Origin of the sequence: Trichocoleus sp. FACHB-262 (assembly GCF_014696035.1) — a bacterium.
GTDB lineage: Bacteria > Cyanobacteriota > Cyanobacteriia > FACHB-46 > FACHB-46 > Trichocoleus.
On record NZ_JACJPK010000034.1, the window covers coordinates 24,221 to 45,797 of the forward strand.

Sequence of the window (21,577 nt, forward strand, 5' to 3'; positions counted from 1 at the left end):
CTATTTGCCAGATTTCTCGGCCTTGGTGTCAGTAGCTTTATCGCTCGCTTTGGCGTCATTCGGTTTATCTGATTTAGGGTCCGATGAAGCTTTAGAGTCCGGTGATTGGAGCGCTTGGTCCAGTACAGTCCGCGCCTCTTCTGCCTGGGCTCTAGCTTCTCGGTAACGGAGGTTGGTTTGAGCAAAGGTTTTCAAGGTTTTGAAGCCTTCTTTAAGGTTGGCGATCGCCTCCTCGCTCACCGACTCATCTGTGAACAGAATATCGACCTGCTCTCGCACTTTGACTGCTTCAGAACGCAATTCTTGCACCTTCAGCTTGAGCGTCGCCAAGTTGCTGAGAATTTGTACTGCCTGGGTGACAGCATCTTCGTCCGCAGAGACCGTTGAGCTTGGTTCTTTCACTTCAATAAATTGTTGAGGGCCAAATCCTTCTGCCAAATCGGTCGGTAACTTGCCTGAATCCATCAGCTCCATCAGCTGATCCATTGCCTTTTCACGGGCTTTGGCAGAATCTTTGCCAGAGACAGTCAGAATAATTTCAGGGCTTTGCGCTAGCGTATACTGAACCATAAACGTACATCTGTACTAAAGTCTTCTCTTCAATCTTAATGTGTTGCAGCCTAGGACTGCGGCAGTTGTCGAACGTGCTACTGGGGCTGGGTCCGAGCTTGTCTCACCATGGCAATCAAAGTTTGGTGAGCATCTTCCGAGTCTTGCAGTTCGTGGTCAAACTCAACCCGAAGCGGGGTTGCCGCTCCCTCAACCTGAGCCATCAAGTTCATCCCTTGGGCATCAATCGAAACCATCTCCGCCGCAGTGGTACTAGTCGCTCCAGCATAGGCTTTGGCATAAAGCACGATCGCTTCGGCATGGTCTTCGTTCATATGTTTGCAAATGCGATCGCTAATACTAGGGGTTAATGGATCAGCCATAACCAAATCTCCTCCATCAAATTATGAGCAAATCATGGGTACCTGTTGGGAAGTTTAGCAGAGGCAAGGGCTAGGGATGGTAAGCTCACAAAGGTCTTGGTTAATGCATTGGAGGAAGAACTGTGTTTGCTGGCAAACGGCCCACTAATCTTGGCGTTCAAAATGGTAGCTTAGCACCCTGCCCAAATACCCCCAACTGTGTCAATAGCCAAAGTACAAGCCCAACTTGTCAGATTGCCCCTTTGACTTACACCTCCACAGCAACCCAAGCGATCGCTGACCTCAAAACGGTGATCCAAAATCTGGAGCGTACAACCATCGTTACGGAAAGGCCTAACTACTTGTACGCAGAATTCAAAAGCGCTCTGATGGGGTATGTAGATGACGTGGAATTTTACCTGGATGAAGTTCAGCAAGTGATTCACGTGCGATCGGCCTCTCGCTTGGGCAAATCGGATTTAGGCGTCAACCGCAAACGCATCGAAACAGTTCGAGCCAAGTTGCAAGCTCTGCAAAGTCAAGGTTAGAACTAGAGCGCTGAGGGATAAGTGTCGGGCACTTCATTATCCTCGACAGGCTCATCGCGGTCTAGCGGTTCAACCGCACGGGTGTCATCAATATGAATGATGGCATCAAACTGGCTGGGTAACTGGGTGTGGAAATAGTGGCTTAGCCGCTCGGAGTGAGGACGGTAAATCACGCCGATTGCCCTCTCTAAGCGGGGTTTTCGTAGCTGAGCGATCGCCAGATTATCTTGGCGGAGATTCAACCAAAAGCGGGGTAATCCAGTTTCATGGAAAAGCGCTTCGTAGCTATTGGGCAGTGCAGGTCTGACTTGCTTGAGTTCAGCAGGGCCATCCCAATCGGTCGCTGCTGTGACGGTGCCAGTATAGGTGCTGAAGCCAACCAACACGGCATCTTCACCGTAACGCTCTCGTACCAGTTGCCCCACATTCCACTCACCCGCTTCTCCCATATCGGTAGCTCTAGCATCGCCTAAATGAGAGTTATGTGCCCAAACCACGATCTTGGCGGGTTGCTGCTGTTTTTCTAGATGGGCTGATAAGTGATCAAGCGTTTCTGCCATATGGCGATCGCGCAAATTCCAAGAAGACACTCTCCCTCGGAACATGGAGCGGTAGTACTCCTCAGCATTCTTGATCAGTCGAGCATTCTGCTCCGCATAGAAGAATTCATCCTCTGCTAAGGGGCCATCTCTTCGCGTATACTCACTCGCCTGTCTTTGCAACTCTAGAAGTTGATCTACCGCTCCACCTTCACAGGATTCCGCCATGCCAGAGCTGGTCGCATATCCGTAACTCTGAGAATCCTCCTCGAAATGCTCGAAACAAGCATAGCGAGAACGCGCTCGTTGTCCTGCTTCTGGATCAATTTGGTCGAGATACTTCAGCACTGCTTCAATGGAACTGTAAAGGCTGTAAAGATCAAGACCATAGAAACCAACTTTAGTCCTCTCTGGCGGCAAAGCTGCATTATATTGATGCAGCCAGTTAACGAAATTCAGCACGTCTGTATTTCGCCACATCCAAGTCGGGAAGCGATGAAAGTTACCCAGTGCTTCGTTACTGGTGGCATCCTCACTCATGCCTTGGACAAAGCGGTTAACTCGGTAAGCATCAGGCCAGTCAGCTTCTACTGCAACTGCTGCAAAGCCTTTTTCTTGAATCAACCGCTTGGTAATTTCAGCCCGCTGCTCATAGAACTCATGAGTGCCATGTGTCGCCTCTCCAATCAAGACAAACCGAGCATTCCCAACTAGATCCATCAACGGGTCGTAATCTGAAGCAGAACCTGAAAGAGGATGGGCGCATTGGCGTACTACATCAGCTAGTTCGGCGATCGATTTTTCTAGCATGGCTGAAGCCCTACCCGCAGACGAACTGCTAACGATTGCATTCATCCTAAGTAGCGAAAAGATTGCTGACCTCTGGCTAAAGGGCTTGCTCTAGAAACATTGCGTTCTATCTAGGGAATGAAAGGGTCTGCGGGATTGCAAAGTTGGTTGGAAGCCTCTATGACACAGCGAGATCAGGCAATACAAAAAAGAGAAGCCAAGGCATCCCTCAGCTTCTCTCAGTTAAAAGGAGGTGGGTCGATTACTGGAGCGGTCGGCCAGTATTTCCTGGTCTATTTGCAGTCATGGCACGACTGGCCATTTGATAGTGATTGTTGATGTTGGGCAGCAGGGCCGAGGCATACTGTTTCACATCAGCCGCTTTTCCTTGCTGAATTTCTGTCCGGTACAAAGCGATCGCTTGCATGTGCAGATTTTCTTGGGTACCCATATAGGCGCGATCGAAGTTTGTGCCCGAGAGCTGGGCCAATTGCTGAGCGATCGCTGCATTGAGAGGACCAGGATCAGTGGGTAGCGTGATCCGATGTTGGGCTGCCACTTGAGACAGGCGTTGGTTTGCCTGGGTATGCTCCCGGATCATCTGCTGAGCGTAGGTTCTCACCATCTGATTAGATGACTTTTGCAAGGCTAGCTCAGAGGTTTGAATCTCGGCATTATTCCCGCGAGCTGCCATCAGGACAAATTCGCGGTCTAAGGCAGTAGGTGCAGTCGCAACGCCCCGTTGTTGATTTGTTGTGCTTTGAGCAGGCCGATTAGCTGGGGTGCTAGGCCGAGGAGTCATCTGCGCCAGCACTGGAAAACTGATCAGTGATGTGAGGGCTGCTGCTCCCACAAGAGTAGTAGCTTTATTAAAGTAGTTGAGTCTTTTCATGGCGCTTAAACCTAGATGTGAAGAGTAAATTGAACCAGCTCGACCGTTTGAATCTAAAGTCATAAAAAACGACCGCCCCATAAGCAGAGTAACGACTGCTATCTAAGCAACCCTCTGTCTAAAGAGCGGAGATAAAGATTATGGGATCACAGGCTAGAAAATCTATTGCACTGTGTTGGCAGACTGATTAAACAATAGATCCCGCGATCGCTCAATATTGAGTGCTTGGTCTTTGAAAGCTTCTGCTTTCTCATAGGCTCGGATCGTGGCTGGGCGCGCTTTAATCGCTTCAAACCAGCGTTGCACCTGCGGAAAGTCTTCTAGCTTTTGGCCTTGCATTTCGTAGGGCACGATCCAGGGATAAATTGCCATATCCGCGATCGAATATTCTCCTGCGACAAATTCGCGATCGCTCAACTGCTTGTTTAACACCGCGTACAAACGAGCAGTTTCATTTACATAGCGATTAATCGCATAAGGAATTTTCTCTGGCGCATATTGGTTAAAGTGGTGGTTCTGACCTGCCATTGGTCCTAGCCCGCCCATTTGCCAAAACAGCCATTGCAACGTTTCAACACGACCTCGGAGATCGGCAGGAATGAACTGGCTAGTTTTTTCTGCTAAATACAGTAGAATCGCCCCAGACTCAAATACAGAAATCGGATCACCACCTCCCACAGGTTCACGATCGACGATCGCGGGAATCCGATTATTGGGAGCAATCTGGAGAAATTCGGGCTTGAACTGATCGCCTGCACCAATGTTAATCGGCACCAACTCATAGGGCAGATTTGTTTCCTCTAGAAACAAAGTGATTTTGTGTCCGTTTGGAGTCGTCCAGTAATAAAGCTCAATCATGATGCTGTCTCCTAATATTGCTTGGGAAAATTACACACCATATTGCTTAAACCAAGCCTGAAGCCGTTTCCAACCATCCTTCGCGTCTCTTTCGCGATAAGAGGGACGGTAATCGGCAAAAAAGGCATGAGGCGCATCAGGATAGACAATAATTTGGGATTTGCTGCGACCCAATTTCAGGCGATTGCGCATCTCCTCCACTGTCTCTAGAGAAATTCCTGTATCCTCTCCACCATAAAGTCCTAAAACTGGGGTCTTCAGTTGGGGCGCAATATCCACCGCATGTCTGGGCGTAAGAGGGCTGCGATCGCCTACCAAGCGGCCATACCAAGCCACGCCTGCTTTCACTTGCGGATTATGTGCAGTATACAGCCAAGTCATGCGACCGCCCCAGCAAAAGCCTGTAATCCCCAAACGCTTACCATTGCCCTTAGCCGACTTCACTGCCCAATTCACCGTGGCATCGAGATCAGACAGCACTTGAGCATCTGGCACTTTTGCCACTACCTTACGGATCTCGTCCACACTGCTTAGCTTCAGCACATTGCCTTGCCGCACAAATAATTCCGGAGCGATCGCTACATATCCCAATTGAGCAAAGCGACGGCAGACATCTTGGATATGCTCATGCACCCCAAAGATTTCTTGGATCACCAAAATAACAGGAAAATTTTGGCCTTTGGCAGGCATCGCTCTGTAAGCAGGAACGTTGCCGTCTTTGACCGGAATTTTTACGGCACCCGCAATCAATCCCTTGCCGTCTGTCCGAATAACTTTGGCCGAAATAGGTTCTACTGCTAAGGCAAAGCCAGTTGCCAAGGCAGCAGTCGTAATAAACTGACGCCGCGTAATTTCTTTCATGACCGAGCCTACATCCCCCCACTGAACACTGATTTCTAGTGTAGAAGGTCAGAAGTTTTTGTGATTTCGCTAAGCCAGTGCAACGCCGGATGTTGGAGGTGCAAAAGAAATATATATAATGACTACCTACCCTAATGAATGCTGCATTCAGCACCCATGTCAGAACATCCTACTCCTCCAACCACCAAACCCAACTCTCCCAATTTCTCCTCCGGGCCTTGCGCCAAGCGCCCTGGCTGGAGTGTGACCAATTTGCAAAATGCTTGTGTGGGTCGCTCCCATCGCTCTGCTGACGGCAAAGCTAAACTCGCAGAAGTCATCGATCGCTCTAAAAAAATCTTGGGTGTTCCTGCAGATTATCGGTTGGGCATTGTGCCTGCTTCCGACACAGGCGCGGTCGAAATGGCCCTATGGTCACTGCTAGGACCGCGCCCCGTCGATATTTTAGCGTGGGAAAGTTTTGGTCAGGAATGGGTAAAAGATGTTTTAGATGAGCTGAAATTACCAAATGTCAACCTAATCAAAGCTCCCTACGGCAGTCTACCCAACTTGGGCCAAGTGGATTTTAGCCACGATGTGGTGTTCCTCTGGAACGGTACCACCTCAGGCGTGAGAGTGCCCAACGGTGACTGGATTCCCAGCGATCGCCAAGGTTTAACCATTTGCGATGCTACCTCCGCAGTATTCGCAATGGACATCCCCTGGGACAAAATCGATGTCCTGACTTACTCCTGGCAGAAAGTCTTGGGTGGCGAAGCTCAACATGGCGTAATTGTTCTTTCTCCTCGTGCCGTCGAGCGCCTAGAGAGTTATCAACCCGCCTGGCCAATCCCGAAAATTTTCCGGCTCAGCCAAAAAGGTAAATTGATTGAGGGCATCTTCAAAGGTGACACCATCAACACACCTTCGATGCTGTGTGTAGAGGACGCGATCGACAGTTTGAATTGGGTCGAGAGTGTGGGTGGCTTATCTGGTTTGATTCAGCGCAGTGAAGCCAACCTCGGCGCGATCGCTCGTTGGGTAGAGCAACGCGATTGGGTAGACTTCTTGGCTGAAAAACCAGAAACTCGCTCTTGCACCTCGATCTGTCTAAAAGTAGCTGATCCTTGGTTTACAAATCTCAGTGCGGAAGACCAAGCGACTTTTGCCAAGAAATGGGCGAAAACTTTAGAAAAGCAAGGTGTTGCTTATGATGTTGCTCCCTATCGGGCTGCACCTCCAGGACTACGGATCTGGGGCGGAGCCACGGTAGAAACTTCCGACATCGAAGCTCTCCTACCCTGGCTTGACTGGGCCTACGTCGCTGTCAAAGCTGAATTCGCTGCTGTGGCCTGATTAACTCGCCTATCGTTAATCAGCAAGCCTGAGACGAGGCATCAATCATCGTAAGCGTTGCCCTATCTGTATCTCTAAACTTGATGAGACACAGATGGGGTCATCAGTTAGGCTAACTGCCTAAGCATCCATCAACGATACAATGCGTGAGAACCAATAAACGACTTCTGGATCGCAGCAGGTCGTAAGCCGAGCAATTTCTACCGCCATTTGGTATGCTGCTTCACCCTTGGGGTGATTAAAGAGACCTGCGTGATTCAGTAATGCCGCTTTCAAATCTCCTGGGTAAGCTGGTGTAGGTCGTGATTCCTTCATTTGCAAGCGTAGCAAAATCGGATTCCAATCAATCTCATTAGCGACAGGATGTGTATCCATAGCAACTTGTCATACTGAATTGTTTATATTTATAAGCTAGTTTCTAAAGACGATAGAAGCAAATGTATATAGTTCTTGAGTTGATAAATTTAATTGATTGAATTCTCTGTCTAAATACAGTTGACTAACTAAATGTGTAGCGCCAAGCGATTATTTAATTAATAATTCAATGTAAACACTGAGATTTTTGGCCATTAGCCTTAGTCGTCTATCCAAAGGTAGATCAAAGGCAGCGGTTACTTCTATAGAAATTACGTTTTTACAGCAATTGAGCAATCTAGAAGTTGGAGGCTGCGTCTTAGGCTCTGCTAATTTGACGCAGAATCTCAATATTCAGTTCTAATTTATTGCCTAGCCATAGAGCATGGTTTGTGTGGTCCAAGACATCATCGCCTGTCTCCGGATGCACCAAAACATCCAACCCCTCGCGATGTAGCATCAGCCAAGGAACAACCCTTACGAACTGATCGGGTAGGAAAGCAATCTGGTACATAGCTTGAGGATGAGGGCCAATCGGGCGATCGTGCCACCGTCCCAAACGCACCTCAAAAGCACCCAGCCCCTCGCGTACCCGCGCTGCAATATCACGAGTTTCAGGATCGTAGTAGATGTGAGCGTGGAATCCAGTGATTGTGGTTGTTGCTTCTACCATTTTTCTCGGCTCCACGACTGATCTCTTTTCACCGACTAGCTTACATCGATTTTCAAGGTATCCAAACTTTGGAAAAGCGTGGCAATGGCTTAAGTCAATTCACATAGCAATTTCCCCTTAAATCCTAATTTGAAAGGATCTAAAGGGAAGTTGTAGGATGTGAATTCGCCAACCGAGTAAACATCATGCTGAACGGCATGGTATTCAGTTAAGTTGGGATACTGTTCTGGCAAAGTTGAAATTCTGTATTTGAAGCTTACTGTAGCAGTTCAAATTGTTGCTGAATCCAGTTAAACCCTCTGCCAATACAACTTGAACAAACCTGGCCTTGACTCTTGCCTTGTTCGTTACAGACAATCACTTGCGCTTCCTTCATGGCAAACGATTGACCGCAGAGCTGACAAAGACTGCTTTTGGAGGGAAACTTATTCGGTTCAATTTGGAGCTGCATAATGTTTTACCAACTTATTTATGTTTGTAGTTCTGAGTTCTTACTAAAAGATTTGATCAAACGATTGATCTTAACAGTCTGGGTTGGCAATCATCCATAGGCTCTCATCAGCGATACACCTCACACCACGAATGCTGTTGTTATAAAGTATGCTGTACTCTTCCCCAAATGTCGTCTAGACAAAGATAGGATCTCTTTTACAGGATGCTGTATTCACTATCACACTGCTTGCCTTAAAGAAAGCCCTTGTACCATTCTTAATGTAATGATTGAGAGTCATCCAGGCTAGGGAACTAAAACACGACCTATTTGTTCTGCGCGATTATACTGTTCCAAAACTTGTTGCGCGATCGCCCCAGCTTTCCCTGCCACCGTCAAGGCAACACAAGCGCCCCCAAACCCTGCTCCTGTAAGCCTGGCACCAAATACACCAGGGGTTTTCTGCAAAATTTCAACTAGCTGATCTAACCCTGCGATCGAAACTTCGTAGTCATCCCTTAAGCTCGCGTGGGAATCGTTCATCAGTTCGCCAAAGCGCTCGGCTGATACACCCTCCCGAGCTTCTAGCACGCGGTTATCCTCTGTAATCACATGACGCGATCGCCGCTTGAGGAGTTCAGGGAGATGGGCAATCGCCTCGACATCACTAATATCCCTCAATGCCCTAACTCCCAACTGTTTCGCCGCTTCTTCGCATTCTTCCCGCCGTTGGTTATAGCCACTGCCTGCCAAAGTACGAGGGATACCACTGTCGATCACTAAAATCTCTGCGCCTGACGGAAAAGGGAGAAGTTCGCGATCGAGCGTTCGGGTATCCAGAAACAGGAGATGATCTGTATCCGCAAGGCTAGAGGCCATCTGATCCATAATGCCGCACTGCACCCCTGCATACTGTCGCTCGGCTTCCTGTCCTAGTTGGGCAATGCGAACATCATCAAGATCAAGCTCTAGCAGCGATCGCAAGCCCCGCAACATCGCCACTTCTAAAGCTGCACTGCTCGAAAGTCCTGACCCCATTGGCACAGACGAGGTGACATAGACATTAAGCGGTGGCACCGTGATTCCCTGTTTCTCCAGTACACCAATGCAGCCAAAGATATAACTCGCAAAGCTCTCTGGAATAGAGTCTGAGGCTTGCACATCGATCTGCTCTTCTAGCTCCTGCGAATAGAAATGATGTTGATCGTCAGGGCTTAGGCCAAGATAAACAGTGGTTTTTTGCGGGATAGCGGTTGGCAATACAAAGCCATCGTTATAGTCGGTATGTTCGCCCAGCAGGTTAACTCGTCCCGGCGCACTCGCTTCAACTTTGGGCGCAGCATTAAAGATCTGTTGAAAGTCCATATGAAAGCTTATAGTTGAGAATTTAAAGTTCTAACGGAACAGGTCGCGATCGCCCTTCTACCTCAACACTAGGCCAGTTCGGGTCAAAGGTAAGATCCTCTAAACTGCCATCTGGGTGCAGCACAAAAGTATCTTCAATTTTGCCTCCCCGCAGACTGGGATTCCAAGCGATCGCCATATTGGCCATGAGACAATCAGTGGTAGCTGGATTAGCCACCACCTCACGCGCCAGATAACCCGTCGTTCCCCCTTGATGATGCTCGTAAATCGATTGAGGATACCCTTGCTGTTCGTAAGCCTGTTGCAAGCTTGCATAAACCTGATTGAGGGGCGTACCTCTACGGCACTGCTCTAAAGCAGCTGCCTCAATCTCCCGAACCTGCCGATGCAGCTCCTTTTGCTCGGCTGCTAGAGAACCGAAGCAAATAAACCGAGTCAGGTTGGCGTAGAGTCCAAAGCCACGAGCACAAAAGACCATCATTACCACTTGACCAATCGGTGCGGCACTAGCAGTAGGATGGCGATAGAGCGGCAGACGGCGTTCTCCAGCAGCCAAAGTTAGAGCGGGATGTAACCCTCGCTTCCATAGGGCGGCGGCTCCTACTCCTGCCAATTGGTGTTCCGTCCAGTCAGGTTTGGCTTGAGTGAGTGCCTCGGTCATCGCTTCGCTAGCCAAACGTCCTACTTGACGGTAGCGATCGAGTTCACTAAGTAGAAGAGTGCGTTTCTGCTGCACCAAAGCAGTAGGTAAAAGCGCTTCAGGGCTATGAGGCAATAAACTCACAGGGCGATCGCTCAGAACTTTCCCCTCTCCAGTCACCTCCGCAACAAAAGCTTCGCGCTTGGTCGATTCTGCCCAAGGGTTGACCTGTAACTGATAAAATTCACCGCGGTCGCCTGTTAACTCCTCATCTCGAAAACGCTGAGCTTCAATTTCATCCGTGAGCACCCAAGCCCCATCAGGAGTCACCAAAACTTCGGCCACCCCAGACTCAGCCGCTAACAACACGGTGTTAGACGCACCTCCCGTTGCCCAAGCAAACCAATCCGTGCCACGTAAGCGAACTCCAGCCGCTCCAGTTTCCTCTAAAGTATCTCGAATGCTCGTAAGCTTCTCAGAAATTTCCGTTCCTGGTTGCATGACCATGGTTGATGGGTTGTTGAGGTTCTTTAATTACTGAGATAGCTGCAACTTGCATCTACAACATCAGCCCTTGGCAGGACTAAGCGGCAGGACTAAGCCAAATTACCCAGCTGTCAGGCTAGGCGTAGGCTGACTCTGCCAAATTCACCACCACGGCTTGGAGATCTTTAGCCTTTTCCTCTGGAAGGGCATCATTAGCAAACATTCCAGCCGCCAGTTCTGTACCCGCCAGATATTTGAGTCGATCAGCAGTGCGGTAGGGCGGATAAAACTCCGCGTGTAGATGCGATTCTGGGTGGAGTTGACCGTCAGTAGGAGCTTGATACCAAGCCATTAAGTAAGGAAAAGGCCGATTCCATAAACCGTCGAATTTTAGAGTAACGGTCTTCAGCGCCTTCGCTAAACTCCTCCGCTGCTCCTGAGTCAGCTCGCCCAAAGTCGGCACAGGTTGAATCGGAGCCACCCACACCTCATAGGGATAGCGGGCACAGATCGGCACAAAGGCGATCGCCCACTCGTCTCGATAAAGAATCCGCTGATCGTCGGTAATCTCTTGCTGAATTAAATCTTGTAGTAATCCCCGCTGATGCCGCTGGTAATAAGCTTGCTGCTGTTCTAGCATCCGAGCGGGCACCGGGGGCACAAAAGGATAAGCGTAGATCTGCCCGTGTGGGTGGTGCAGCGTCACGCCAACTTCAACCCCTTTATTCTCGAAGGGGAGCACGTACTGAATTTGAGCTTGATCGCCCAAGGCTCGCGTGCGATCGCCCCAGACTTGCAGCAGCAAATCGAGGTGATCCAGTTCTAAATTAGAGAGCGATTTACTCGGGTCTTGGGTAAAGACCACCACTTCGCAAGCACCATTAGCAGGCAGGGTATCCACAATAAGATGCGGTGGATCGTGGGCCTGGACTGCCATTGATGGAAAACGATTTTCAAATACCGCAATGTCGTACTGGCCTTGCGGAAGTTCTGTAGGAAATTCAGGGTTTGTGGTGGGGGCGAGTGGGTTGTACTCAGGGGGTGGCATAAAAGTTCGCCCCTGGCGATGGCTGGCATAAGCCACCCACTCACCCCGCAATGGATGCCAACGGAGATGAGGATTTGCCTGAATCGGCTCGTTACCAGGACTGGGAGCCTGGATGTCCGCTGCAATGGGGCATCTGCTGTACAGGGTGAGCTTGCGACCATCCGGCTTGAGGAGTTCCTGGAGGTACATTTTCTGCACTGGACCACGGGGTTGTAACTGATGGTGGCAGTATAGATCTCTCCACTTCTGGATTGTCCCTACCTAGAGTTGCAGATGCGATCGCCTCTAGCGGAAACTTCGGTGTGCGATCGGCGTACAGAAGACCATTGGCTTCCTGGAATGTATCTGTCAACTGGGTATAGCAGAAACCACTAAACATCTGAACCCGATTCACAGTTGAAAGCAAAGCGCTGTATTGCTGTTGCAGTTCCGAGGTGTCTGATGAGCGGGCATAACCCCAAGCTTTGTAAGCTTCCGTATCAGCGGGACGGGTATAAGCAATACCACCAAACTCGGTCAGCATAATCGGCTGGCCTTGATGAGGATAACAGTCCAGCGTTAAGACACGTCCTCCCGGTCGCTGATTGTGCAGCAAATCAGAAATCTTGATTTCTGGGCCATAGCGCTTGGCTAATCTTTGCGGGTTGTTGTCGTAATCGTGAATCGCCAGAATATCAGTAGTAGTGCTTTCCCAGCCATCATTGCCAATCACCGGGCGACTGGGGTCTAAGGTTTTAGTCAAGTAATAAAGTGCCTGGACATAGTGCTGATGCGCCCGAGTTTCAGTGAGGTTAGGCACACCCCAAGATTCGTTGAAAGGAACCCAAGCCACAATACAAGGGTGGCTAGCATCCCGCTCAATCACTTCTGTCCACTCTTTAGTGATCCGCTCCACAGCTTTGGGCGTAAAGCGATAGGCACTAGGCATTTCTTCCCAAACTAGTAAGCCCATCGCATCGGCCCAATAGAGGAAGCGAGGATCTTCAACTTTTTGGTGCTTGCGGACGCCGTTAAAGCCCATGAGCTTGGTCAGCTCAATGTCTTGACGCAGTGCTTCATCGGAGGGCGGCGTCATGAGCGTATCAGTCCAGTAGCCCTGATCCAGCACCAGACGGAGATAGTAAGGGTGCCCGTTGAGCATAAAGCGATCGCGCTGAATCGAGACAGTTCGCATCGCCGTATAGGACTTGACTTCATCTAACAACTCACCGTGACGCCAGAGTTGCACCTGAGCATCAATCAGAGTTGGTTTTTCGGGACTCCAAAGTAGAGCGTTGCGGTAATCATCAATGCCAGGGTCAGACAGCGCAATCCGCCGATGAATTTCACCATTGATCACTTCGTAAACATCGTTCACGAGTAAGCGACTATCTACCGTCAACCGGACACTGAGGCGCAAATCATCGCAGGTGTTGCCAGCAATCAGCGCTTCAAAGCCAATTTCCCAGCGCTCAAAGTGGGGAGTCCAGCGAATCTTTTCTAAGTAGGTTTCTGGCACCGTTTCGATCCAGACAGTCTGCCAAATGCCACTGGTGCGGGGGTACCAAATGCTGTGAGCCTCTAGCAACCAGTCTTGCTTACCTCTGGGCTTGGCGAGGTCTTGGGGGTCATCTTGTGCCCAAACGGTGACTCGCTGAGGGCCTTCAGGACGCAAAGCTGGGGTGATGTCAAAACTGAAGGAAGTGTGACCACCTTCATGTTCTCCAATGAACTGACCGTTGACCCAAACACGAGCGTGGTAATCAACCGCACCAAAATGTAGCAACACACGAGCAGGATGAGCGCTTTGAGTTGGGCTTAATTCAAAGTCGCGCTCGTACCAGCAGTTGGGATGAAACCCTGTGTCACCGATACCACTGCGTTGTGATTCTGGCGCGAAGGGAACTTCAATGGTGTGGGTCCACTCGGCGACATCGGTGGGCTGGACCCAGTTGCTTTCATTATTGAAGGCAAATTTCCAGGCTCCATTCAGGTTGAGCCAGTTAGCTCGCTGTAACTGTGGACGAGGATACCCCGTTTCAAGCTGGCGAAACATCGCGATCGCGCTGGAATCAGAGGGGGCATTGATTTCGAGGCTTCTGCCGAGTAATTTCATCAAACTTGAACCCTAGCTACTTAACGAAGAATGCCCTTTGCTACCCCTGATTTATCTATTTATCAGCTTCGAAACTAAAAATTTTTCGAGCCTTTATTTCTTCGGAAAGGAATTTTTAATTAGGGGAACTTCAGAGCAGTGAAAATTCATCAACAGTAACCCTACTCTTGTGTCCGAGCGAATTACTGCATTCCCTGACATAAACCGCTTTTATCAAGGTCTAGTCAAACTACCTATTTAAATCATACCTAATTACAATCATTCCTGAGATAGAAGCCTGAAATCAGGTTCAAAATTATGTTTGATTACCAAACCAAAATCCTTCTAGCAAGAAATTAAGAATACTTATAGTACGTTTTTGAATTGAATCTGAATAAATAGTGTGACAATCACTACTAACTATCAACACAAAACTTGACGATTCTCAAAGCTACAATTCACCAAATTGTTATTGAAAATTCTTAAAAAAATGGCTGATTCACCACAAATTATTGTTGGCAATAGTTACACCGAAGGAAAAACCCGTCGCGGTTGGTTTATGGGGTACTTTGTGACGCCAGCCGATGATCCCCGCGCTACGTCGGCTGTGGAGGTTAAGTGGGGGACTCACTCCGCTGGGGACAGTAGGCAAGAATGGGGAGTCAATCACCAGGCGACGACGCTTTCAATTTTGATCAAGGGTCGCTTTCGCTTGCAGTTCCCCGATCGCGAGGTAGTGCTGGCTCAAGAAGGGGATTACGCCCTGTGGTTGCCCGGTCTCTCTCATGGTTGGCTGGCAGAGGAAGATTCTACAGTGCTGACTGTGAGATATCCTTCTGTTCCAGAATCTTAAAAACTGTGAGACCTAGCCCCCAGTCCCTTCCCTGCTAGGGAAGGGGAGCCATATAGAACTAAGGCCCCTCTCCGATGCGGAGAGGGGTTGGGGGAGAAGGTCTGTTAGGACTCAAGCCTGCTCCCAAAGCTTCATAAGCTTCACATTGTGGCTACTGTGGCACAGGCGTATGCTGACCGTGCCGTTGTTGGTGCCATTGCCAAGCGTGAGTCAAAATTTGTTTCAAGTCAGCGTATTCGGGTTTCCAACCCAACACATTTCTGGCTTTGTCGCTGCTACCCACTAAAACCGGAGGGTCTCCAGGGCGGCGATCGCGCTCTACTACAGGAATTTCTCGGCCAGTGACTTCGCGAGCGGCTTCAATCACTTCGCGGACTGAGAATCCTAGGCCATTGCCTAAGTTAAATACGTCACTGGCTCCACCGTTTTCCAGATACTGCAATCCTTGAACATGGGCTTGAGCCAAGTCACTGACGTGAATGTAGTCACGGACGCAAGTGCCATCTGGTGTCGGGTAATCGGTCCCTAGAATCTGGATGGCGGGTAGTTTACCTAAGGCAGCCATCAACACAAGAGGGATTAAGTGGGTTTCAGGCGCATGGTCTTCACCAAGTTGACCATTGGGATGCGCTCCAGCCGCATTGAAATAGCGGAAGCGAACTGACTTCAGACCATAAGCTACATCAAAATCCGAGAGAATGTGCTCCACAGTCTGTTTTGTGGTGGCATAGGGACTGATGGGGTCTTGGGGATGCTCTTCTGTGATTGGCACAAACTTAGGAATGCCATACAGCGCACAGGTTGAAGAAAACACAAACTGCTTTATAGACGCTGCAGTCATCGCTTCTAAGAGCGTTAGCGTGCCTGTAACGTTGTTGCGGTAATACTTAGCGGGATCTGTAACAGACTCACCTACAGCAATGTAGGCCGCAAAGTGCATAACTGCGGTAATGGGATAGGTAGAGAATAGTTGATCGAGTAAGGCGCGATCGCTAATATCCCCTACTACTAGTTTTACTTGTAAGACTTCCTCAACAATTTCCCGATGGCCATAAGAGAGGTTATCTAAAACCATCACCTCATAACCTGCTCGTTGTAACTCCATAACAGCATGGGAGCCAATATACCCTGCTCCCCCGGTTACTAAAATCATGAGATTGGTGTGCCTTGATAGATAGGATGTGGATTTCTTTGGGTATTTCTATTTAAGAAACGCTTCAGAATTAAAAACTTAATTTGTCTTAATTCTAAAATAGATTTTTTATATCAATCAATAACATGCAAATCCTTAGATTAAAGATGAGTCAATATAAAATTCAAAGCCAAATCTAATTACTTGCATCAATTTAGTAATTGACATTTAACTTGACAGCCAATTTGGCAATTAACTCAGATTTCTCAAAAGCTTCATATCCTACTAATGACGTAAATCTGGGTGTCCCTAATTGTAGATATTGCAACAAAACTAGATAAAAAGCCAAAAACACTGATATTAAATCACTTTAGCGCCTACAAGGCCTCGAAGCTACAAGTTATTTTAATACTTATCTCTGTCTGAAGATAGATTTCACATCTACCGTTGAATAGAAGCTTTTAAAAGTAATAAGGAATTATTGTGAATTAAGATTAGAGCTTTCCACCTAAATAAAACTAGGTTGAATCATGACTCCACCTGACCCCGCATCAATCAGTAATAGTACTAAGATGAGACCTATAAGAAAGTTATCTTTGCAAGATACATCAACATCAGAATCGCAGACTGCTAGCTTTTCTCTTTCAGATGTTGAATGGTTCTTCCCAGGTACATCTGATTTGGTTTGTTTGTCCCACTTACGGTGGGATTTTGTTTATCAGCGACCGCAACATCTTTTAAGTCGTTGTGCTCAGGGACGTAGAGTCTTTTTTGTTGAGGAACCCATCTTTGAAGCAGGAGATGATTGGTGGCTGGAAGTCGGCAAACGGGAATGTGGCGTATCAGTAGTTGTGCCCCATCTCCCCAGTGGCTTGAAAGCAGAGATGGTCACTGCCATGCAACAGAGCTTGATAGATGATCTGTTTGCTGAGTATGCGATCGCCAACCCGATTCTTTGGTACTACACGCCGATGGCCTTGGCGTTCACCAGTCATTTGCAGGCCGCAGCAGTCGTTTATGACTGTATGGATGAACTAGCTGCCTTTAAGGGAGCCCCCCCGGAACTCAGAGAGTTTGAAGACCAACTATTCCAACGAGCTGATTTGGTATTTACAGGTGGCCAAAGCCTGTACGAAGCGAAACGCCATCAGCATCCTCATGCCTACGCCTTCCCTAGCAGCATTGAAGCAGAACACTTTGCCCAAGCTAGAATGATCAGCGCCGATCCAGCTGACCAAGCAGCTATTCCTCATCCTCGTCTAGGTTTCTATGGTGTTATAGACGAACGGATGAACCTGGATCTAATAGATGGCATTGCTCAAGCCAGACCTGATTGGCATTTGGTGATTATTGGTCCTGTAGTCAAAATCGATCCAGAGACTCTGCCCCGTCACCCTAACATTCACTATCTAGGTGGCAAATCCTATCCAGAGCTACCGCAATATCTAGCGGGATGGGATGTCGCTATGTTGCCTTTCGCATTGAATGAATCGACGCGCTTTATCAGCCCTACCAAAACTCCAGAATATCTCGCTGCTGGCAAGCCTGTGGTTTCTACCTCGATTCGAGATGTGGTGCGGCCCTACGGGGAGCAGGGTTTAGTTCATATCGCTGACACAGCATCTGAGTTCGTGACAGCAACCGAAGCAGCCATGCAACAGGCTGAGCAAGATACAGAATGGCGGCATCAAGTGGATGGTTTCTTGGCCCAAACTTCTTGGGATAAAACTTGGGCAGCAATGTTGCAACTGATTGAGTCGGCGATCGCGAGTAAGCAGGTCGAGTCAACGCCCAAGCCGACAGCCGTTCTCTCTGAATCCGTTTCGGGTGGCTAGCAAAGCCAGTTCATCACTAGTCTTCAAGCTCTAGATGACTAGATATAAAGTGACAGTGATTGATTTAAGACATAAGACCAATACAGACATTTACAAACCCTGCGGTGATGAGTCATAGGTGCCCAGATGCACTGTGAAGACGAATGACTCAGATGCCGAAACTAGAGCTTTCAGCGATGCCAAAGATGGCAACGAAAGCTCTCAACCATTTACTAAAAGAGAGGTACTTCAATGTTCGACTACCTAATTGTGGGTGCAGGATTCTCAGGTAGCGTTCTGGCGGAGCGCTTGGCAAGCCAGTTAGGCAAAAAGGTATTGGTTTGCGATCGCCGCAATCATATTGGTGGCAATGCTTACGACCATTACAACGATGCGGGCATTCTAGTACACAAGTATGGCCCTCACATCTTTCACACCAACTCGCGTGATGTCTTTGAGTATCTGTCCAACTTCACCGAGTGGCGGCGTTACGAACACCGAGTTCTAGCTAGTGTCGATGGTCAATTGGTGCCCATGCCCATTAACTTGGACACCATTAATAAGCTGTATGGCTTAAATCTCACTTCCTTTGAACTGAATGATTTCTTTGCCTCAGTTGCGGAACCTAAAGAATCTATCCGCACCTCCGAAGATGTAGTAGTTAGCAAAGTAGGACGGGAACTGTACGAGAAGTTCTTCCGCAACTACACGATCAAGCAATGGGGCATCGATCCCTCGGAACTCGATAAGTCGGTCACAGCTCGCGTTCCGACTCGCACAAACAGAGACGATCGCTACTTTACCGATACCTACCAAGCGATGCCATTGCACGGCTTCACTCGCATGTTTGAAAACATGCTGTCTCACCCCAACATCAAAGTGATGTTGAATGTGGACTACCGGGAAATCCAAAAGATGATTCCTTTCAAGGAAATGATCTACTCTGGCCCCGTGGATGAGTTTTTTGATTATCGCTACGGTAAGCTACCTTACCGATCCCTCGACTTCAAGCATGAGACGCTGAATGAATCTGTGCATCAGCCCGCAGCGGTGGTTAACTATCCCAACGAACATCTCTACACTCGTGTCACTGAATTTAAGTATCTCACGGGTCAGGAGCATACCAAGACCAGCCTAGTGTATGAGTATCCCAAGGCTGAGGGAGATCCTTACTACCCCGTACCTCGCCCTGAGAATGCTGAGCTTTACAAGCAGTACAAAGCGCTAGCCGACTCGACACCTGGAGTGCATTTCGTGGGGCGATTGGCTACCTACAAGTACTACAACATGGATCAAGTAGTCGCTCAAGCCCTATCTGTCTACGCCAAAATCACAGAGCGACCCAGTTGGCACCCCGAAGAAAGCGTTGCCGCTCGCGTATCGGCTAAATCTCCTAGCAGCGATCGCAGATCCGAAATCAACCTGGATCAAACTTCTCTCACCCATGCTGCCAATTCATCTCCTGCTAAAAACATAGAGAAGAATGGCTCCAGCAAATCCTTATCTACTAAGGCAGACTAGAACGCCTACTTTAGCGGTGGATCTTTCATCAGTCATCAACGAAAGATCCACCTGCTAATTGACCTTTAATGCACTTTTTAGCATGACCCAGAATAAACAAGCATGATAGCCAATACGAGGAGTGAGGAGCAGTCTTCTCCAGTTAATGTTGCGTCTAGTAACTCAGTAGCCAATAGCGCAAATTCAGCCGCTAACCTGGAGTTGTGGGCTGGTATTGAATGCACCGTAAATCGTATCGGCGACCAATACTTTGATCAACTAGAACGTAACGGTCACCTTAATCGGATCGAAGATCTAGATCTATTCGATTCTTTAGGCATTACAGCCATCCGCTATCCTGCCCTCTGGGAACGAATTGCTCCCAATGGATTAGCGCAAGCAGATTGGTCTTGGTTAGACCAGCGATTAGCGCGATTGGATGATCTAGGTATTCGGCCCATTCTGGGGCTTGTGCATCATGGTAGTGGTCCCAAGGATACCAGCTTGCTTGATCCCGCTTTTCCGGAAAAGCTAGCGGAATTTGCTCACGCGGTCGCAACTCGCTATCCCTGGATTACTCATTACACTCCAGTTAATGAACCCCTGACCACAGCTCGCTTCAGTGCTCTCTACGGCCACTGGTATCCTCACAAGCGGGATGGGCTAGCTTTTATCCAGGCATTACTCAATCAATGCCGTGCCGTTGTGCTTTCGATGCAAGCGATTCGGCAAATTAATCCAAGCGCCCAACTGGTACAAACCGAAGATTTAGGCAAGATATTCAGCACTCCTTTGCTGGCTTACCAAGCAGAGTTTGAGAACAATCGCCGCTGGCTCAGTCTTGACTTACTCTGCGGTCGAGTCGATCGCGAGCATCCTCTTTGGGAGTATCTGCGAGAGCTAGTTGGGATTGGCGAAGCCGAACTCACTTGGTTTTTGGACCATCCTTGCCCACCCGACATTATGGGCATTAACCGCTATCTCACGAGCGATCGCTTTTTGGATGAGCGGCTAGAACGTTATCCGGCTCATACCCACGGAGGCAACGGCAAGCATCAGTATGCTGATGTAGAGGCGGTCCGGGTTTGCGTAGAAGGAATTTGTGATGCCCAGATCCTACTGAAAGAGGTTTGGGATCGCTACCAGTTACCGATCGCGGTGACAGAGGTACATTTGGGATGCACCAGAGAAGAACAGTTGCGCTGGCTCAAGGAAATCTGGGAAGCAGCCCAACAACTGCGAACTGACGGTGTAGATATCCGAGCCGTTACTGCTTGGTCGCTACTAGGAGCTTACGACTGGAATAGCCTACTGACGCGCTCGGACGGCTACTACGAACCCGGTGTATTTGACCTCAGATCACCTCAGCCTCGGCCTACTGCCTTAGCTCAGATGCTACGTCAGCTAGCTGAAGGCAACGAATTCCATCATCCTTTGCTCGCTGTTCCCGGTTGGTGGCAACGCCCAGAACGGTTGCTGTATCCGCCTGTGAATTACACTGGAGAACCAGGAGATCAGCAGCTAGAAGGTAAGAATCAGAAGCCTGTAGCCAATAGGCAAGAGTCAGAAGCCAAGCATTGGAAGCCAAGAGTTGGAAGCCAAGCATTGGGAAGTGCTGAAACTTCTGCTGCCTCAACGCCACCGCTTTTGATCACGGGTGCAACAGGGACGCTCGGAAAAGCTTTTGCCCGCCTCTGCGAAGTCCGCGGTATTCCTTACCAATTGCTATCTCGTCAGGATATGGACATCACCAATCCAGATTCTGTCGATCGCGTCATCGCAGAGCTGAAACCTTGGGCGGTGGTGAATACCGCAGGCTATGTCCGAGTCGATGATGCGGAGCGAGAACCAGAGCTATGTCGCTTCATTAATACAGATGGAGCGGCAATTTTAGCGGAGACTTGCGCGAATCATGGAGCTGCCTTTGTTACCTTCTCTTCGGATTTAGTGTTCGACGGCAACCGAGCGGAACCTTATGTCGAAAGCTGTGAAGTGGCACCTCTAAATGTATATGGACACAGCAAAGCGATCGCTGAACAACGGGTACTTGCCAACCATCCCTGTTCCTTGGTGATTCGCACTAGCGCCTTTTTCGGTCCTTGGGATGAACATAACTTTCTCGCGATCGCCCTGCGCACTCTAGCTTCCGGTCAGCCCTTTATCGCAGCGGAAGATGCAGTAGTATCCCCCACCTATGTCCCTGATCTCGTCAATAACACGCTAGATCTTCTGATTGATGGAGAATGCGGTATTTGGCACTTGGCGAACTCAGGCGCGATCGCTTGGTCCGACTTAGCTCAAACTGTGGCGAATCTCGCCGGATTGGATACCGCAGTGATTGAAGCTCGGCCTACTAAAGATTTAGGCTGGGCTGCTCTTCGTCCAACTTACAGTGCCCTCAGCAGTGAACGCGGTATCTTGTTGCCATCTCTAGATGATGCGATCGATCGGTATCTTTGCCAGAGAGCGTAGACC

General features: G+C 48.9%; 20 protein-coding genes. 6 read left to right on the forward strand and 14 right to left on the reverse strand.

All coding sequences use genetic code 11. From position 1 onward, the window contains the following. A complete protein-coding gene (locus H6F68_RS06550) occupies positions 1–570 on the reverse strand; it encodes a hypothetical protein (protein WP_190557502.1) in 570 nt (189 codons plus the stop codon). A gap of 77 nt (positions 571–647) precedes the next feature. Continuing rightward, the gene (locus tag H6F68_RS06555) at positions 648–932 is read right to left on the reverse strand and encodes a DUF2470 domain-containing protein (protein WP_190557504.1); all 285 of its coding nucleotides are present in this window, start codon (positions 930–932) and stop codon (positions 648–650) included. 122 nt (positions 933–1,054) lie between these two features. Between H6F68_RS06555 and H6F68_RS06560 the strand changes: the two genes are divergently transcribed. After that, positions 1,055–1,459 (forward strand): DUF1499 domain-containing protein, encoded by a 405-nt coding sequence (locus H6F68_RS06560; RefSeq protein ID WP_190441677.1) that lies wholly within the window; start codon positions 1,055–1,057, stop codon positions 1,457–1,459. 2 nt (positions 1,460–1,461) lie between these two features. Here H6F68_RS06560 and H6F68_RS06565 read toward each other — a convergent pair whose 3' ends face one another. The 4 genes from H6F68_RS06565 to H6F68_RS06580 all read right to left on the reverse strand — a co-directional run bounded on the left by H6F68_RS06565 (position 1,462) and on the right by H6F68_RS06580 (position 5,398). After that, positions 1,462–2,853 carry an erythromycin esterase family protein gene (locus tag H6F68_RS06565; protein WP_199299946.1) on the reverse strand — a complete coding sequence of 464 codons (1,392 nt, stop codon included), beginning with the start codon at positions 2,851–2,853 and terminating at the stop codon, positions 1,462–1,464. Positions 2,854–3,049: 196 nt separating this feature from the next. Continuing rightward, entirely contained in the window at positions 3,050–3,679 is a 630-nt protein-coding gene (locus H6F68_RS06570; RefSeq protein WP_190557506.1) for a DUF4142 domain-containing protein, read from the reverse strand. 162 nt (positions 3,680–3,841) lie between these two features. Then, positions 3,842–4,537, reverse strand: coding sequence for a glutathione S-transferase N-terminal domain-containing protein (locus H6F68_RS06575; RefSeq protein WP_190557508.1), 696 nt, complete (start codon positions 4,535–4,537; stop codon positions 3,842–3,844). Between the two features lie 30 nt (positions 4,538–4,567). Then, complete coding sequence (locus tag H6F68_RS06580; RefSeq protein ID WP_190557510.1) at positions 4,568–5,398, reverse strand: dienelactone hydrolase family protein; 831 nt, start codon at positions 5,396–5,398, stop codon at positions 4,568–4,570. A gap of 156 nt (positions 5,399–5,554) precedes the next feature. Here H6F68_RS06580 and H6F68_RS06585 point away from each other — a divergent pair, with 156 nt between their 5' ends. Then, complete coding sequence (locus tag H6F68_RS06585; RefSeq protein ID WP_190557512.1) at positions 5,555–6,733, forward strand: phosphoserine transaminase; 1,179 nt, start codon at positions 5,555–5,557, stop codon at positions 6,731–6,733. 120 nt (positions 6,734–6,853) lie between these two features. Here the strand turns inward: H6F68_RS06585 and H6F68_RS06590 are convergent, their stop codons facing one another. From H6F68_RS06590 to H6F68_RS06620, 7 genes are all read right to left on the reverse strand, one after another. Next, the gene (locus H6F68_RS06590; RefSeq protein ID WP_190557514.1) at positions 6,854–7,108 is read right to left on the reverse strand and encodes a hypothetical protein; all 255 of its coding nucleotides are present in this window, start codon (positions 7,106–7,108) and stop codon (positions 6,854–6,856) included. A gap of 298 nt (positions 7,109–7,406) precedes the next feature. Then, positions 7,407–7,760, reverse strand: a complete 354-nt coding sequence (locus H6F68_RS06595) for a DOPA 4,5-dioxygenase family protein (protein ID WP_190557516.1) — start codon at positions 7,758–7,760, stop codon at positions 7,407–7,409. A gap of 256 nt (positions 7,761–8,016) precedes the next feature. Then, positions 8,017–8,211, reverse strand: a complete 195-nt coding sequence (locus tag H6F68_RS06600; protein ID WP_190441661.1) for a hypothetical protein — start codon at positions 8,209–8,211, stop codon at positions 8,017–8,019. A 285-nt stretch (positions 8,212–8,496) separates the two neighbouring features. Continuing rightward, positions 8,497–9,555 carry a galactokinase gene (galK, locus tag H6F68_RS06605; RefSeq protein ID WP_190557518.1) on the reverse strand — a complete coding sequence of 353 codons (1,059 nt, stop codon included), beginning with the start codon at positions 9,553–9,555 and terminating at the stop codon, positions 8,497–8,499. Positions 9,556–9,577: 22 nt separating this feature from the next. Next, positions 9,578–10,702 carry a Xaa-Pro peptidase family protein gene (locus tag H6F68_RS06610; RefSeq protein ID WP_199299947.1) on the reverse strand — a complete coding sequence of 375 codons (1,125 nt, stop codon included), beginning with the start codon at positions 10,700–10,702 and terminating at the stop codon, positions 9,578–9,580. A 115-nt stretch (positions 10,703–10,817) separates the two neighbouring features. Beyond that, entirely contained in the window at positions 10,818–11,918 is a 1,101-nt protein-coding gene (gene galT / locus H6F68_RS06615) for a galactose-1-phosphate uridylyltransferase (RefSeq protein ID WP_190557520.1), read from the reverse strand. Then, entirely contained in the window at positions 11,821–13,824 is a 2,004-nt protein-coding gene (locus tag H6F68_RS06620; RefSeq protein ID WP_190441653.1) for a glycoside hydrolase family 2 protein, read from the reverse strand. Before H6F68_RS06620 ends, galT begins: the two co-directional genes overlap by 98 nt. A gap of 469 nt (positions 13,825–14,293) precedes the next feature. Here H6F68_RS06620 and H6F68_RS06625 point away from each other — a divergent pair, with 469 nt between their 5' ends. Next, the gene (locus tag H6F68_RS06625; protein WP_190441650.1) at positions 14,294–14,656 is read left to right on the forward strand and encodes a signal peptidase I; all 363 of its coding nucleotides are present in this window, start codon (positions 14,294–14,296) and stop codon (positions 14,654–14,656) included. Positions 14,657–14,807: 151 nt separating this feature from the next. Here H6F68_RS06625 and galE read toward each other — a convergent pair whose 3' ends face one another. Beyond that, positions 14,808–15,809 carry a UDP-glucose 4-epimerase GalE gene (gene galE / locus H6F68_RS06630; RefSeq protein ID WP_190557522.1) on the reverse strand — a complete coding sequence of 334 codons (1,002 nt, stop codon included), beginning with the start codon at positions 15,807–15,809 and terminating at the stop codon, positions 14,808–14,810. A 668-nt stretch (positions 15,810–16,477) separates the two neighbouring features. Here galE and H6F68_RS06635 point away from each other — a divergent pair. The 3 genes from H6F68_RS06635 (at position 16,478) to H6F68_RS06645 (ending at position 21,574) form a co-directional block, all read left to right on the forward strand. After that, entirely contained in the window at positions 16,478–17,623 is a 1,146-nt protein-coding gene (locus H6F68_RS06635) for a glycosyltransferase family 1 protein (RefSeq protein ID WP_242065388.1), read from the forward strand. 231 nt (positions 17,624–17,854) lie between these two features. Further along, complete coding sequence (gene glf / locus H6F68_RS06640; RefSeq protein WP_190441643.1) at positions 17,855–19,123, forward strand: UDP-galactopyranose mutase; 1,269 nt, start codon at positions 17,855–17,857, stop codon at positions 19,121–19,123. Positions 19,124–19,225: 102 nt separating this feature from the next. Beyond that, a complete protein-coding gene (locus tag H6F68_RS06645) occupies positions 19,226–21,574 on the forward strand; it encodes a family 1 glycosylhydrolase (protein ID WP_190557526.1) in 2,349 nt (782 codons plus the stop codon). The last annotated feature ends 3 nt before the right edge of the window (positions 21,575–21,577 follow it).